Annotated in this window: 14 protein-coding genes; 3 read left to right on the forward strand and 11 right to left on the reverse strand. The window is 70.6% G+C overall.

Translation table 11 applies throughout. The features are described 5' to 3' along the window. Positions 1 to 3: 3 nt before the first annotated feature. On the forward strand, positions 4 to 978 hold the full coding sequence (locus ACIG5F_RS20040) for an FAD binding domain-containing protein (RefSeq protein ID WP_396519425.1): 975 nt from the start codon (positions 4 to 6) through the stop codon (positions 976 to 978). Then, the gene (locus ACIG5F_RS20045; RefSeq protein WP_396519427.1) at positions 978 to 3,137 is read left to right on the forward strand and encodes a xanthine dehydrogenase family protein molybdopterin-binding subunit; all 2,160 of its coding nucleotides are present in this window, start codon (positions 978 to 980) and stop codon (positions 3,135 to 3,137) included. Before ACIG5F_RS20040 ends, ACIG5F_RS20045 begins: the two co-directional genes overlap by 1 nt. Positions 3,138 to 3,196: 59 nt before the next feature. Here ACIG5F_RS20045 and ACIG5F_RS20050 read toward each other — a convergent pair whose 3' ends face one another. The 10 genes from ACIG5F_RS20050 to ACIG5F_RS20095 are packed head-to-tail and all read right to left on the reverse strand — an operon-like array spanning position 3,197 to position 11,757. Then, positions 3,197 to 4,027 carry a hypothetical protein gene (locus ACIG5F_RS20050; protein ID WP_396519429.1) on the reverse strand — a complete coding sequence of 277 codons (831 nt, stop codon included), beginning with the start codon at positions 4,025 to 4,027 and terminating at the stop codon, positions 3,197 to 3,199. Further along, on the reverse strand, positions 4,000 to 4,665 hold the full coding sequence (locus tag ACIG5F_RS20055; protein ID WP_396519431.1) for a hypothetical protein: 666 nt from the start codon (positions 4,663 to 4,665) through the stop codon (positions 4,000 to 4,002). Before ACIG5F_RS20055 ends, ACIG5F_RS20050 begins: the two co-directional genes overlap by 28 nt. Next, entirely contained in the window at positions 4,662 to 5,531 is an 870-nt protein-coding gene (locus tag ACIG5F_RS20060) for an amidohydrolase family protein (RefSeq protein WP_396519433.1), read from the reverse strand. The genes ACIG5F_RS20055 and ACIG5F_RS20060 overlap by 4 nt, the downstream gene beginning before the upstream one ends. Then, positions 5,528 to 6,043 (reverse strand): carboxymuconolactone decarboxylase family protein, encoded by a 516-nt coding sequence (locus ACIG5F_RS20065; RefSeq protein ID WP_396519435.1) that lies wholly within the window; start codon positions 6,041 to 6,043, stop codon positions 5,528 to 5,530. Before ACIG5F_RS20065 ends, ACIG5F_RS20060 begins: the two co-directional genes overlap by 4 nt. Then, positions 6,040 to 7,218, reverse strand: coding sequence for a DUF5624 domain-containing protein (locus ACIG5F_RS20070; RefSeq protein ID WP_396519437.1), 1,179 nt, complete (start codon positions 7,216 to 7,218; stop codon positions 6,040 to 6,042). The genes ACIG5F_RS20065 and ACIG5F_RS20070 overlap by 4 nt, the downstream gene beginning before the upstream one ends. Beyond that, positions 7,215 to 8,306, reverse strand: coding sequence for a hypothetical protein (locus ACIG5F_RS20075; RefSeq protein WP_396519439.1), 1,092 nt, complete (start codon positions 8,304 to 8,306; stop codon positions 7,215 to 7,217). Before ACIG5F_RS20075 ends, ACIG5F_RS20070 begins: the two co-directional genes overlap by 4 nt. 34 nt (positions 8,307 to 8,340) lie before the next feature. Continuing rightward, positions 8,341 to 9,303: an ABC transporter substrate-binding protein gene (locus tag ACIG5F_RS20080; RefSeq protein ID WP_396519441.1), complete on the reverse strand. Its 963-nt coding sequence runs from the start codon at positions 9,301 to 9,303 to the stop codon at positions 8,341 to 8,343. A 2-nt stretch (positions 9,304 to 9,305) separates the two neighbouring features. After that, positions 9,306 to 10,139, reverse strand: a complete 834-nt coding sequence (locus ACIG5F_RS20085; protein ID WP_396519443.1) for an ABC transporter ATP-binding protein — start codon at positions 10,137 to 10,139, stop codon at positions 9,306 to 9,308. Continuing rightward, positions 10,136 to 10,909 carry an ABC transporter permease gene (locus ACIG5F_RS20090; RefSeq protein WP_396519445.1) on the reverse strand — a complete coding sequence of 258 codons (774 nt, stop codon included), beginning with the start codon at positions 10,907 to 10,909 and terminating at the stop codon, positions 10,136 to 10,138. Before ACIG5F_RS20090 ends, ACIG5F_RS20085 begins: the two co-directional genes overlap by 4 nt. Then, positions 10,906 to 11,757: an ABC transporter permease gene (locus ACIG5F_RS20095; protein WP_396519447.1), complete on the reverse strand. Its 852-nt coding sequence runs from the start codon at positions 11,755 to 11,757 to the stop codon at positions 10,906 to 10,908. Before ACIG5F_RS20095 ends, ACIG5F_RS20090 begins: the two co-directional genes overlap by 4 nt. 299 nt (positions 11,758 to 12,056) lie before the next feature. Between ACIG5F_RS20095 and ACIG5F_RS20100 the strand changes: the two genes are divergently transcribed. Further along, positions 12,057 to 12,731 carry a GntR family transcriptional regulator gene (locus ACIG5F_RS20100; protein WP_396519449.1) on the forward strand — a complete coding sequence of 225 codons (675 nt, stop codon included), beginning with the start codon at positions 12,057 to 12,059 and terminating at the stop codon, positions 12,729 to 12,731. On the opposite strand, the gene ACIG5F_RS20105 is transcribed toward ACIG5F_RS20100, so the two are convergent. After that, entirely contained in the window at positions 12,721 to 14,361 is a 1,641-nt protein-coding gene (locus ACIG5F_RS20105) for a 3-hydroxyacyl-CoA dehydrogenase family protein (RefSeq protein ID WP_396519451.1), read from the reverse strand. The genes ACIG5F_RS20100 and ACIG5F_RS20105 overlap by 11 nt on opposite strands. Between the last annotated feature and the right edge of the window lie 359 nt (positions 14,362 to 14,720).

A 14,720-nucleotide genomic window follows, 5' to 3' on the forward strand; every position in this document is an offset into this window, starting at 1 on the left:
GCGTTGTACCCCTTCGAGTTCACCAAGGCCGGCTCCGAACGCGACGCGCTGGCCGCCGGCGCCCGGGGCGGCCGGTACATCGCGGGCGGCACCACGCTGGTCGACCTGATGCGGGAGACGGTGGAACGGCCATCGACCGTCGTGGACATCGCCGGCCTGCCCTACGGCGGGATCATCGCCACCCCGGCCGGCCTCACCGTCGGCGCACTGGTGACCATGACCGACCTGGCCGCCCATCCGCTGGTCAGGTCCCGGTTTCCCGTTGTCTCCCAAGCCCTTGAACTCAGCGCGTCGGCCCAGCTGCGCAACATGGCCACCGTCGGCGGCAACACGATGCAGCGCCCGCGCTGCCTGTACTTCCGCGATGTCACGTCGGCCTGCAACCGGCGGGATCCCGGCTCCGGCTGCCCGGCGATCGGCGGCGTCAACCGGACCATGGCGATCCTGGGCGCCAGCGACCAGTGCGTCGCCACCCATCCGTCGGACTTCTCGGTCGCGCTGGTGGCGCTGGACGGGGTTCTCGTGCTGCGGTCAACGCAGGGCACGCGCCGGGTGCGGGCCGCGGACTTCTTCCTCCGGCCGGGACAGACTCCCAACCTGGAGCACAACCTGAAACCCGGCGAGCTCATCACCGCGCTGGAGATCCCCGGCGGCCCGCACACGGCCCGGTCCGGCTACCTGAAGGTCCGCGACCGCCAGTCCTACGAGTTCGCGTTGGCCTCGGCCGCCGTGGCCATGGACATCCGGGACGGGATCGTCCACGCCGCCCGGGTGGCTGTCGGCGGAGTCGGCACGGTGCCGTGGCGGCTGCCGGCGGTCGAGGCCGCCCTCGTCGGCCGCCGCCCCGGCGCGCAGCTGTGGGCCGACGCCGCCGCGCATGCCGCGGATGGTGCTAACCCGTTGTCCGGCAACGGGTTCAAGGTGGATCTGCTCACACGCACAGTGGCTCGGCAGCTCGCGACCGTAGGGGCGATGTGATGGCGGACGAAGCGATCGGAGCTCCGAAGACCCGAGTCGACGGGCGGCTCAAGGTCACGGGCCAGGCGACGTACGCGGCCGAGCACGACGTGCCCGGCCTGGTCTACGGCTGGCTGGTCACCAGCACGATCAGCCTGGGCCGGGTGACCGCCATCGACACCGCCGCCGCCCTGGCCGCCCCCGGCGTGCTCAGGGTGCTGACCGACCTGTCCGGCGCCGCTCTGGCCTACACGCCGGACCGGGTGCACTTCCTCGGGCAGCCGCTGGCCATCGTCATCGGCACGACGCTGGAGCAGACCGAGCACGGCGCGTCCCTGGTGGAGATCACCTACGAGCAGCAGCGGCCGGTGACCGACATGCTCGACCCGGGCGCGACCATCGAGGTCGCGGTGGAGAATCCCGACTACGAGCGCGGCGACCCGGACGCCGCGCTGGCCGCCGGGCCCTTCTCCTACGACCACACCTACACGGTGGCCCGCGAGCACCACAACCCGATCGAACTGCCGTCCACCATCGCCTGGTGGGACGGCGACCAGCTGACCATGTACGACAAGACCCAGTGGGTGCAGGGCACCGCCGGCTCGGTGGCGCGGGCGCTGAACGTTTCCCAGGCCACCGTGCGGGTGCTCTCGCCGTTCGTCGGCGGCGCGTTCGGCAGCCAGGGCATGACCTGGCCGCACCAGCCGCTGACCGCGCTGGCGGCCCGGCAGGTGGGGCGGCCGGTGAAGATCGTGCTGACCCGCCGGCAGATGTACGGCATTCTCGGCTACCGGGCCCAGAGCGTGCAGCGGCTGCGGCTCAGCGCCGACGCCACCGGCGTGATCACCGGGCTGGTGCACGAGCCGCACACCGAGACCTCGCGCTACGAGCAGTACGAGGACTCGATCGTCGACCTGGTCAAGATGATCTACCACAGCCCGAACATGCGCTCCCGGTACCGGACGCACGCGATCGACACCCACACGCCGACCTTCATGCGCGGGCCGGGCGAGGGGCCGGCGATGTTCGCCCTGGAGTCCACAATGGACCAGCTGGCCAACGACCTGGGCATCGACCCGATCGAGCTGCGCAAGCGCAACGAGCCGGCGGTCGACCCGGCCACCGGCCATCCCTTCACCAGCCGCAGGCTCGTCGACTGCTATGACGAGGGCGCCCGCCGGTTCGGCTGGTCGGCCCGCAACCCCACGCCGCGCTCCCGCCGCGAGGGCAACCTGCTGATCGGCATGGGCATGGCCACCGCCGGCTACTTCAACAACCGTCGCTCAGCCTCCGCCCACGCCCGGATCAACGCCGACGGCACCGCGCTGGTCTACACCGCGACCAGCGACATCGGTCCCGGCACGTACACGTCGATGACCCAGGTGTCCGCCGACGCGCTGGGCATTCGGATGGACCGGGTCACCTTCCAGCTCGGCGACTCGGCGATGCCGGCCGCCCCGATGCACTCCGGCTCCAAGACGATGGGCAGCGTCGGCTCCGCCGTGCTCACGGCCTGCCTCCAGTTGCGGGACAGCGTGATCCGCACCGCCGTCGTCGACCCGGCCTCGCCGCTGTACGGGGCGCCGCCGGCGGGTGTGTCCGTAGTGGACGGACGGCTGTTCGTCACCGCGCAGCCGGCGAAGTCCGAGACCTATCAGCAGGTCCTGGCCCGACGGCGGCTCGACCACGTCGACACCGAGCAGAGCTGGAATCCCGGCGACGTCGACTCCCACTACACCTCCTACGCCTACGGCGCGGTGTTCGCCGAGGTGTCGGTGGACGAGTCGCTGGGCCTGATCCGGGTCCGCCGGATCTTCGCCGCCTACGACGTCGGCCGGGTCGTCAACCCGAAACTGGCCCACAGCCAGGCCATCGGCGGCATGGTCGCCGGCATCGGCATGAGCCTGCTCGAACAGGCCGTGATCGACCGGCGGGACGGTCGCACCGTCAACGCCAACCTCGCCGACTACCTGGTGCCGGTCAACGCCGACGTGCCGGAGCTCGACGCGGTCTTCCTCAACAGCACCGATCCGTTCAGCGATCCGCTGGGCGTGAAGGGCCTCGGCGAGGTCGTCATCGTCGGTGTGCCCGGGGCGATCGCCAACGCCGTGCACAACGCCACCGGCTACCGCGCTGCCGAGTTCCCGATCACGCTGGACCAGCTGCTGCCGCATCTGTGACGCGAACACGCCACTGGGGCGCCGGAGAAGTTCCGGCGCCCCAGTGGCGTGTTTCAGGGTCAGTGGGCGGCGGGAGCGAGGGCGCGGTAGGTGTAGCCGCGGTTGAGGTTGGGGTCGAGCATCTGTGCCGTGAGCCCGGGGTTGGGCACGGTGCCGGTGCTGACCGAGGCGATGGTGACCGGCGTGTCCTGGGGCAGGTCGAGCCGGAACACGGCGGCCGTCGCGGTGGGTGGCACCGGTCCGTGGTTCTGCCCGTCGACCAGTGCGACGCGCTGGGCCTGGGTGTAGCCCGGCCGGGCCAGCACCTCGGGCATGTGCACGGTCATGTACCAGTTCTCGAACTTGTCGCCGGCGGTCGGCGCGGGGACGGTGAAGACCACCTGGGTGTAGTCCGTCCGCGTGCCGCCGGCGGGCACCTGGGGATCCGGGGTGGTGCGGTTCTGCAGCGGCGCGCTGAACCGGTAGACGTAGCTGTCGGCCTTGGCGGCGTCGGCGGGGCAGCCGCCGACAGAGGCCGGGCCGGCGGTGCCGCGGAACGCGGTCATCGTGGCGTTCAGGTCGGCGGTCGCGAACTCGTACAGCGCGAGGTATTTCGGCATCGCCACGGTGACGTCGAACATCTGCGGCACGTTCAGGGCGAACTGCTGGACCGAGACGAAGCCCGGCAGGCTGCGGGCGGCGGGGACCCGCTGGCTGGTGAAGCACTGGGTGAACGCGGTGTCGTCGCCGGCGGCCACATCGGTGAACACCATGAGGTAGTAGTGCTGGGCGGGCGGCGGGGCGGAGGTGGTGGCGGGCGCGGCGGCCGACCCGGAACCGCAGGCGGCCAGGCTGGCGGCGAGGATCGCCGCGCAGGAGCCCATCAGCGCGCGGTGTAGTGACTTGGACATTGCTGTCTCCGATTCGTGACCTGGTTGTGGAAAGCGAACAGCCGCTGCTGTCCGGACGTCACCGCGCGCAGCACGGCGGCTCGACGTCGGGTCGATGTGACATAACGGTATTCGGGCGTGTCGAACACCGCCGGGTCGGCGATTTCGTGCACTGCCAACAGGTTCGGGCCGTCGCCGTCGGCAAGGAGCAGGCAGGTGGTGTTGAGCCAGCCCGGAACCGTGCGCAGCAGCGGGATGTGCTCCTCACGGCACCACGCCTGGACATCGGCCGGATCGGGGCCGTCCATGGCCTCGGTCACCAGGTACGGGGCGCCGGGGCCGGCCATCCGCGGCGTGCCCTCGACGGTCCGGTACACCCGCCGGTCGAGCACGGCCAGCCGGTTCACGATGTCCCGCTCGTAGGCGCTGCGATGGCGAAGCTGTTGGTACTGCGGCGTTGTCAGCGCGTCGAGGTCGACCGTGTAGAGGGCCAGCCAGGTCGGCGTGAGGGCGTCGGCCGCCCGATACCGCCACCCGGCGGTGATGCCCGGCACGGTCAGCCGCGCCGGCGCGTGACTGCGGTCGTACCACGTGTGGAACTCCAGCTCGCCGACCCGGCCCGGCTCGGCCAGCACGAACAGCAATCCGTTCTCGCTCATGGGAAATCGAACAGGGTCGCGGGGTTGTCGACCAGCAGCTGCCGTCGTCGCGACGGATCCGGCGCGATCAGCGTGAGCAGGTCGACGAGGTCGCCGTCGTCCGGGACGAAGTTGGGGTTGGGGTGCGGGAAATCCGTGCCCCACACGACCCGCTCCGGCGCGGTCTCGGCCAGCAGCGCCGCCAACTTCGCAGCGTCGGCAAGGCTCGGCGGCGCGGTGGCGATCCGGTCGGCCGCGCTGAGCTTCACCCACACCGACCCGGTGTCCAGCAACCGGCGCAGGGTCCGGACCGCCGGCGAGTCGATGCCCTCCCGCAGATCCACCCGGGCCATGTGATCGATGACCACCGGCACCGGCAGTCGGCGCACGAGATCCGCGTACGCGACGATGCCGTCGCCGGTCACGTGCACCGCGATGTGCCAGCCGTAGGGCGCGATCGCGCGCACGATCGCGTCCACCTCGTCCGGCCCGGGATGCGGGCGCAGATGCGAGACGAAGTTCAGCCGCGCCCCGCGCACACCGGCCCGATGCCAGGCCGCGATCTGCGCCTGCGGTGTGGTCGGGGAGACCAGCGCGACCCCACGATAGCGGCCGGCCCCGGCGGCCAATGCGTCCAGGAGGGCGGAGTGGTCGTGGCCGTGGACGGCGGACTGCACGAGCACGGCCCGGTCCAGCCCCAGGATTCGGTGCAATCGCTGGAGGTTGTCCAGCGGGGACTCGGGTGGGTCGAAACTTCGCCTGCCCGCGTAGGGAAATCGGTCGGTGGGCCCGAAGACGTGGCAGTGCGCGTCGCATGCGCCGGCGGGCAGCGTGATGGCCGGGGCATGCGGGTCGGGATGCGGTCCCGGATTGGCCGGATCGGTCATGACGGACCTCCCAGGCCGATCTCCAGGGCGACCAGGAACCGGGACACGAGGTTGTAGGCGGCGACGGTCGCGGTCAGCTCGACGATGTCCTGCTCGTCGAACACCGCCCGCAGCCGGTCGAACAGCGCGCCGTCGACGGTCACCGTGGTGGTCATGGCATCCGCGTACCGCAGCACCAGCTCGTACGGCTCGGGCAGCCCGTCGGCGATCCCGGTGCGGCGGGCCGACTCGACCTGCTCCTCGGTGAGGCCGGCGGCCCGGGCCAGCGGCTCATGCGCCCGCCACTCGTACTCGGCGCGGTTGAGCACCGCGACCCGCAGGATGGCCAGCTCCCGCAGGTCGTCGGCGAGCCCGCTGCGGTCGCGGATCGCCCCCAGCAGACCATTCCAGCCCTCGGCCACAGCCGGGCTGTGCAAGAGGATCCGGTCCAGCGGGGTCAGGTTCCCGCCCCGGCGGCTCCGGATCAGCTCCGCCACCGGGCCCTCGGTCGACGCGTCCGGAAGGCGAGTCATGGCATCACCGGATACGTGATGCCGTCGACGCCGGGCACGATGATGGCGGTCGGGTCGTTGCCGTGGCGCACCAGTTGGTCGGCCATGTAGTCGGTGACGCCGCTGGCCAGCAGTTGGCGCGGGTCCTCGAGCGCGAGCCGCTGGCGGGCGATCATCACGGTCCAGTCGTGTGGGCCGGTGATCCGCGGCATTTCGGTGATCTGTGTGGTGTCCTTGGTCAGGTCGGGGCCGTAGACCGGTGGTGGCACGAATCGTGGCGAGTCGGGGAACAGCACTGGGGCCAGTTCGACGGCGGCCATCACTCGGGCGATCGTCCAGCGCAGTGGCTGTTCGACGGCGGCGATCTCGTGGTCGTTGGCGCCGTCGGGGTCGGGGAACGTGGGGGCGTGGGGGGCGATGAAGATGCGTTCGTCGGCCAGTCGGCCGCGTGAGGCGATGCGCAGGATTCGGCCCAGGCTGTTGGAGCCGAGTGTGACTCCGGAGGTGGGTCGGCCCTGGCGGCCGATCAGCATCAGGATGACGTGCTCCCAGTCCAGGCCGACCGAGTCGAACCAGCGGATCATGCGGGCTGAGGTGTTGGCGCCGACCAGGGCGAAGGTGCCGATGATGACCCGGTCGAAGCCGATCGGCAGCTCGTCCGCGCCGGAGCCGGCGATCAGGTCGTCCTGGAGCGTCCGAGTGCACAGGTAGTCCGGGTCGGCCAGTGCCCGGCGCAGGTAGCGGGCCGTGACCGCGCAGCCGTAGTCCATCATGCGGAAGATCGCTTCCTCACGGCCGGCGAACGCCTCGGCCTGGATGTCGTCCCGCCACAGCTCCAGCCGGTTGGCCGCGCGCACGGCCTCGATGTCGGAGAGCAGCCGGGTCGCGTCTTGCCGCCAGACCGCGTTCCGCCCCAACTGTTTCAGCCGGATCAGGCTGGCGATCGCCGGACCGAGGTGGGACACGCCGGCCAGTTCCTTGAAGCCCGCGGTGGTGTGCCGGAACCCCTCGGTGATCGGCGGCGCGCCGTCGCCGGGGAACAGCCCGACATGGCTGTTGGTGACGGCCAGCAGGGGATGGCCGTAGTTGTCCTCGTACGAGGCCCGGCTCAGGTGGTCGCCGGTGCTGTCCCGCTCCGGCGCGCCCGGATTGGTGTAGGTCCGGAACAGCCGGACCATCTGCGCGCTCTCGGTCACAGCTTGCCTTCCGGGTCGAATCGGTAGATCGACGACTCGGAGGCGAACCCGACCCGCGCGTTGAGGCCGCTGGAGGTGGCCACCCCGATGCCGCCGCCGGGCAGCGGGAAGTGGGTCACGTCGCAGGCGCCACAGGTGTCGAACTCCTGCACCACCTCCAGCTTGCCGCCGGCGAAGCGGTAGACCTGGGACTTCATCAGCGGCTGAGGATTCTGCGGCCCGCCGGCGACGAAGTTGACCCGCACCACGAACGTGCCCTGGTCGGATTCGATCACGGTGAACTCGCGGCCGCCGTCGCCGCCGTCGAGCACCTGGTGGTCGACGAACTCCTCGCCGTCCCACCGCAGCAGCGTCGACTCCTCGCGGATGTTTGCCACCGCCAGGTAGACGCCGGTGTCGTCGCGCAGCAGCGCGTAGGCCCGGCCGCCGACCTCGCCCAGGTCCTGGTGGTGCACGAAGCGGTTGCCGGTCCAGCGGTAGAGCTCGCCCGGCCGCGCGTGGTCGGCGTGCGCGAGATAGGTGACGCCGTCGATCTCGAACGCCTCGAAGTTGTAGCCGCCGCGCGAGGGGATGTCCTGGAACGGCTGGAACTTCTCGCCGTCCCAGCGGAACACGTGCGAGGGCACGTCCCGCTTGCCCGGCCGGTTCTGGGCCAGGGCCAGGAAGTGCTGGCCGTCGGCGGTGAAGTGCCGCCACTGCTTGCCGGCGTAGCCGACGATCGTCTGGAACGGCTCGAAGTGGTCGTCCTCCCAGACGTAGATGGGCTGGCCCTGGTTGAAGTTGTAGGGCCCGCTGCCGCTGCGGATCGACGCGATGGCCAGGAAGTGCCGGCCGTCGATGGTGAAGAACTCGGCGTCCTCGCCGCCGTTTCCGGGCAGCGTGCCGGAAAGCGCCCACTGCTCGCCGTCCCGCTTGAACAGCAGCACGTCCGTGTTGGAGGTGCCCCCGTTCATCCCGGTCGGTGTGCCCGGCGCGTCATAGGCCATCTGGCCGACGGCGAGGTAGTCCTCGCCACCGACCTGGAACCAGCTCACGCACCGCGCGCCGGACGCGGGGACACGCTGGATCTCGGCCAGGTACCTGCTCATCGAAACTTCCTCCGGATATGGTGTGCGACAAGGCTTACTGGGACGGCGGCGACCAGACGACGTCGGAGACGGCCACCTGCTTGGTCAGGTAGCCCTCCCGCTCGTAGAGGTCCAGAGTCTGCTGGACCGCGGTGCGGTCGACGCCGTCGGCCGGGTAGCCGGGAAGATCGCCCACCTGCAAGGGGGTGTGCGACAGGGGAGTGCTGGCCACGTACTGCGCGATCTCCGCCTGATGGGAGGCAGCGTAGGCGTAGGCCTGGGTCACGCCCTGGACGAACCGTTGCGCCACATCGGGATGGCTGGTCAGGAAGGGCAGCGCCGCGGCGAACGGCGAGGCCGGCGAGCCGCCGAGGTCGAGGTCGCCCTCCACGTAGTGCAGGACCTTGACCCGGCCGGTGGCCAGCGCCTGGCTGAGAAAGGGGCCGAACAGCCGGCCGGCGTCGGCCCGGCCGCTGGCCACCACGTCGGCGATCGACCCGGGCGGTACCGAGACCAGTTGCATGGCCCGGTAGTCGCCGCCCAGCCCGGTGACGGCGAGTTGGTCGAGCGGGTCGCGGTCGGGGCTGGAGTTGGCGAAGGTGCGCATGCCTCGCATGTCGGCGGCGGTGCTGCCGCCGGCCACGACGATGGCCACCGACCGGTTCTGCCCGGTGTGCTGCTCGGAGGCGAGGCCGACCATCCGCACCGGCAGGTCGCTCTCCACCGCCGACACCAGCGGGCCGAAGTTCACCATGCCGAAATCGCTCTTCCCGCTGAGCAGGTCCGGCACCATCGTCGACGAGTCGGTCTGTGGCGTCATGGTGAGCTGGAGACCGAGCTTGCGGAACACGCCGTCGCGCACGGCCAGGTACATCGGCGCGGACGTGGCGGCCGACGGGCTGATGCCGACGTTGACGATCTGCAAGCCGTCGGCCGTGGTCGTGACGCCGCCCGGCGAGCACGCCGCGGTCAGCGCCAGCGCCGCCGCGCCGACACAAGTGAGGATACCTCGCACCATGCTCAGACCTCCTCTCGGGTGCGGACCGACTTCAGGACCTCGGCGCGCAGGGCGATGAACTCGGGGAGGGACTTGGTGGTCAGCTGGTCTCGTGGGGTGGGCAGGTCGACCGGCAGCAGCGTGGTGACGTGGGCCGGATGTCCGCCGAGAACGGCGACCCGGTCGGCCATGTAGACGGATTCGTCGACGTCGTGGGTGACCATGACCAGGGTCAGCGGGTAGCGCTGGCGGATGCCGAGCACCAGGTCCTCCAGGTCGGATCGGGTTTGCGCGTCCACGGAGGCGAAGGGCTCGTCCATCAGCAGCACTTCGGGTTGGAAGGCCAGGGCGCGGGCGATCGCCGTGCGTTGTTGCATGCCGCCGGACAGCTGCCAGGGATACTGCTGCGCGGCATCGGCCAGTCCGACCGCGTCCAGGGCGGACATGGCGACCTCGCGGCGTTGGGTGGCCGAGAGCTCTCGGTTGGCCCGCAGGGGAAGTGTCACGTTGCTGAGCACGCGTAGCCAGGGGAACAGCGAGCGGCCGTAGTCCTGGAAGATGAGGGCGAGGTTGGATGGCGGGCCGGTCACCGGGACGCCGTCGACGGTGATCTGTCCGGTTGTGGGCCGTTGCAGGCCGGCGATGCATCGCAGCAGGGTGGTCTTGCCGGTGCCGGACGAGCCGACGATCGACAGGAATTCGGTGGGCCGCACCGTCAGGTCGACGCCGGCGAGGATCGGGTGTGGGTTGTCGCGTGTCTGGAAGGCGACGCCGAGCCCGCGGACCTCGATCATGGCCGGGCCGGCGGTCGGCTGGTCGGCCGACGGGGGCAGGTTGGTCGTCTGGACATAGCTCACCGTTGAGCCCTCCCGTGCAATCCGCTGTGCCAACGAAGCGCCCTGCGTTGCGCCAGGGTGAAGACCCGGGTGAGGATGAGGCTGATGAGGCCGACCAGGACGATTCCCGACCACATCACGGTCAGCTGGAAGTTCCACAGCGCCAGGATGATCTGGCTGCCGACGCCGCCGGTGGACACCAGCGTCTCGGCCACGATGACCAGGATGATCGCCTGGTACAGCGCGACCCGCAGTCCGGTGACGATCTGCGGCCCGGCCGCGGGCAGGTACACCCGGAACAGGCGGTCCACCGGCCGCAGCCGGTAGCTGCCGCAGGTCTCGCGGACCACGTGGTCGATGCCGGCGAGGCCGTCGCCGGTGTTGAGCAGGACGACCCACAGCGCGGACATCATCACGATGGCCACCTTCATCGGCGTGTCCACGCCGATGATCACGATGAGGATGGGTGTGGCCGCGCTGGTCGGCACCGTGCGGAAGAAGTCCAGCGCGGGGCGGACGAACTCGTTGAGCCGCGGCGCGGAGGCCAACAGGATGCCCAGCGCGACGCCGAGGACAACGGAGCTGACATAGCCGATGGCGATGGCCAGCAGCGTGGGCGGGATCTGGCTCGCGCCGTCGCCGAGCAACCAGGTGTCCACAAAGGACCGCAAGATCTGGGACAGCGGCGGGAAGTAGTACGAGTTGACGACGGCGGAGCCGAACCACCACAGCGCCAGCAGCACGACCGGCGTGCCGAACTCGATGATCCGCAGCGCGGTTCTGCTGGTCATGCGCGACCGTCCCGTCCGTCGGTGGGCCGGCGGCGGAACGAGGGATGCCAGAACATCGCCTGTCGCTCGATTCGGCGGAACACCGTCGCCACCAGCAGTCCGAGCAGCGCGGCGGTGACGAAGTAGACGAACGCGGACGCCGGCTCGTCGGCGTTGGAGCTGCGCAGCTGGATCTGCGCGCCGAGGCCGGGCGTGCCCGTGATGACCTCGACCGCGACGCCGAGCATGAGGGAGATGGAGGCCGCGATCCGCAGTCCGGTGGCGATGAACGCGGACGCGGTGGGCAGATAGAGGAACACCACCCGCCGGCGGCGGGAGAGGTGATAGCTGCGCGCGGTTTCCTTGGCGACGGCGTCCACCTCGTGCACGCCGTCGACCGCGTGGATCAGCAGCGGCCACAGCGCGGCCACGAACACGATCATGATCTTCATCTGCGCGGTTGTGCCGTAGACGATCACCAGCAGCGGCATCACGGTGATCGGCGGCACGGCGTACAGGACGGCGATGAGCACCCGCGTGGCGTGGTCGGCGATGTCGCTCAACCCGATCAGCAACCCGATCGCGATCCCGACGACCGCCGCCGCGACGAGGCCGACCGCCCAGCCGAGCACGGTTGCCCCGAGAGCCTGCCAGTAGACCGCGCTGGCGACCGTGGGGCCGATCGCGCCGGCGAACTCCGGCAGCGTGGGCAGGATGCTCCGGTCGAGCAGCACCGCCGCCAGCTCCCACGCGCCCAGCACGCACACCACGAGCACGGCTCTGCGCACCACCAGATGTCGATCCCACCAGGCGACCACCGCGGCGCGGCGGTCCACTGCCGTTGCGATGCTGTCCGCACTCGCCGACATCGGCCTCACATCCCTCCGGCCGAGCTGCTGAAAAAGGAACTGGCTCGGCAGATTGTTCGCCAGACGCTCATGTTCCGATTGATTGTCAACGAGATTAGGCGGCCCCGATTCGCTGCAAATCCGCCGACCGAGTGAGGGCGAATCGCACAGTTTTTGCCCGGCTCGGTGCATCCTGCACAATCACGCCGGTTTTTCTTGACAGTGGCGATGTTCGCGGGCGATGGTCGGGTCCGCGAAATTGTTCACAATCGGGTTCGCGATGGCGGTGTCGTCGCGCGGTGTTCATGGAGGAGCCGGTGGTGGCCGAGACGCGCGTGGACGACGTGGCCGGCTCGGTGCTGGACAGCATCCGCCAGGCGATTCTCGACGGCCGCTTCGCGCCGGGGCAGCGCCTGGTCGAGGCGGAACTGTGCGCCCGGTACGACGCTCCCCGCGGCGCCGTGCGGGCGGCGCTGATCGAGCTCAGCCACGAGCGGCTGGTGGAGCGGTCCCACAACCGCAGCGCGGTCGTCCGGTCGGTGAGCCCCACCGAGGCGATCGAGATCACCGAGGTGCGGATGTGCCTGGAAGGCCTGTGCGCCGCCAAGGCCGCCGAGCGGGTCACCGAGTCCGAGGTGCAGGAGCTGCGCGCCCTCGCCCAGGACATGCGCCGCTCGGCGATGGATCAGGACGAGACGGCGTACGGGAAACTCAACGCCGCCTTGCACGTGCGGGTGCGGGACATCGCCGGCCAGTCGGTGGCGGCCGAGACCCTCACCCGGCTTCGCGCCCAGGCCGCCCTGACCCGCCTCAACGCGCGGACCGTCCAGCAGCAGTACCGCACCGCGCTGCGCCGGGGCGGACCGCAGTACTCCCTGCCCGACCATCTCGCCATCATCGACGAGATCTGCGCCCGCTCACCCGACGGCGCGGAGCGGGCCATGCGCCGCCATTGGTCGAACGTGATCGACGCCCTCCAGGCGCTCAAGCCGTGACGGCCGCGGGGTGGGGGTGGAAGCCGCGGCCGGTCTTGCGGCCGAGGTGGCCGGCGGCGACCAGGTCGGAGAGGGCGGAGGCCAGGGCCGGGGAGTTGAAGGCCTGGGCCAGGGTGCGCTGGATCTGTAGGGACACGTCGAGGCCGATGACGTCGAGCAGGCGGAGGGGACCCATGGGGAAGCCGTGGGCGTGGGTCATCACGTGGTCGATGGCGTCGGCGGACAGCCAGCGGTCACGCACCATGGCGGCGGCGCGGTTGAGGTAGGGGAAGAGCAGGGCGTTGACGATGAAGCCGGGGCGGTCGGGGCACGAGATGGCGGTGCGGCCGAGGGAGGCGGCGATGGCGTGCGCGGTGAGGGAGGTGGCGTCGGAGGTCAGGGGGGTGCGGGCGATCTCGACCAGGCGCATGGTGGGCGCGGGGTTGAAGAAGTGCATGCCGATCACCCGGTCGGGCCGCCGGGTGGCGGTCGCGCAGGCGATGACGGGCAGGCTGGAGGTGGACGTGGCCAGCACGGTGTGCTCGGCGCAGACCCGGTCGAGCGCGGCGAAGATCTCGCGTTTGACCGAGAGCTCCTCGCTGACGGCCTCGACCACGAGGTCGCACGCGGCGAGCGAGGAGAGCGTGCCGTCCCCGGACAGTCGGTCCATCGCCGCCTGATGGTCCTCAATGGACAGCCGGCCCCGGCGAACCGCGCGGTCCATGGACTCGTCGACAGCCCGCAGGGCCTCCTTGGCGCGCACGTCGGTGCGGGCGATGAGCACGGTCCGATGGCCGGCGCGGGCACACACCTCGGCGATGCCGGTCGCCATGGTTCCGGCGCCGACAACACCGATCACGGCGGCCCGAGCGGGTGCCGATTCGCCTTGCGGCGCAGGTGATTCCGCGTTGTAGTCGTAGAAGCCCCGTCCGGTCTTGCGGCCGAGCAGGCCGGCGTCGCGCATGGTGGTCAGCACGTGGGCCGGCGCGTAGCCGCGGTCGCCGGTGCGGTCGTGCAGCGCCTCCAGGGTGTCGTGCACGACATCGATGCCGATCTGGTCGAGCTGGGCGAGCGGCCCGGTCGGCAGCCCGCAGCCCAGGCGCATCGCCAGGTCGATGTCGTCGCGCGCGGCGTACCCCTGCTCGCACATCGCCGCGGCCCCGTTGAGGTAGGCCATCAGCAGCGCGCCGCCGACGAATCCGGGCTGGTCGCCGACCGGCGCCGGCGTCAGTCCCAGCTCGGCCACGAACTGCTCGGCCGCGGCGAGCGCGGCGGCGTCGGTCACCGGCGTCCGGACCAGCTCGACGGCCCCGCTTCCGTTGTCCAGCACCGACGGGAACACGTGCAGCCCGACGGTGCGGGCCATCCGCCCGGACCGGGAGGCGATCTCGGTGACCGACAGGCCGGTGGTGGTGGTCGCGAACACCGTGTGGTCGGGGCACACCCGATCGGCGCGCGCCAGCACCTCGGCCTTGAGCCCCAGCCGCTCGGGCACGGCCTCGACGACAAGGTCGGCGGCGGCCGCGGCCGCGATGCCCGCGGTGTGCTCCACCGCGATCACCCGTCGGCTGGACCTGCTCAGCCTCCGGACGAGCGCGGCGCCGACACTGCCGAGGCCGACGACCGCCACGGTCGGGAATTGCTGGGTCATCACGCGTCTCCTCGTTCCCTGTTCCGGGGGTTGACGCGCCGGCGGAACCGTTCGATTCTGTGAATTCCATGTGACACATTCGGCAATGGCGCGACCGTTGAGCAGTTAAACGACGCGGGGATGGGCGGACAACCCCTAGAACCCCTCAAGTGGCCGCCGGCCGGGCCGCCGAAGCCGGCATATTTGCTGGTGAGCGCCGTGTCGGGGTGGGTGAGGGGAGTGTCGACCCCTACGGTCGGGCGTCCCGTGACGAAGGGGTTCGCTAAGGGTTCTCGATCCGATGAGGGGTACATGTCGTCGCCGAGTCGTTATTAACGTGGCCGCCGGTGGCCAGTCAGCCTCGGTAAGGAAGTCACGTC

The organism is Kutzneria sp. NPDC052558, assembly GCF_044547355.1.
In the GTDB taxonomy this organism is placed as follows: domain Bacteria; phylum Actinomycetota; class Actinomycetes; order Mycobacteriales; family Pseudonocardiaceae; genus Kutzneria.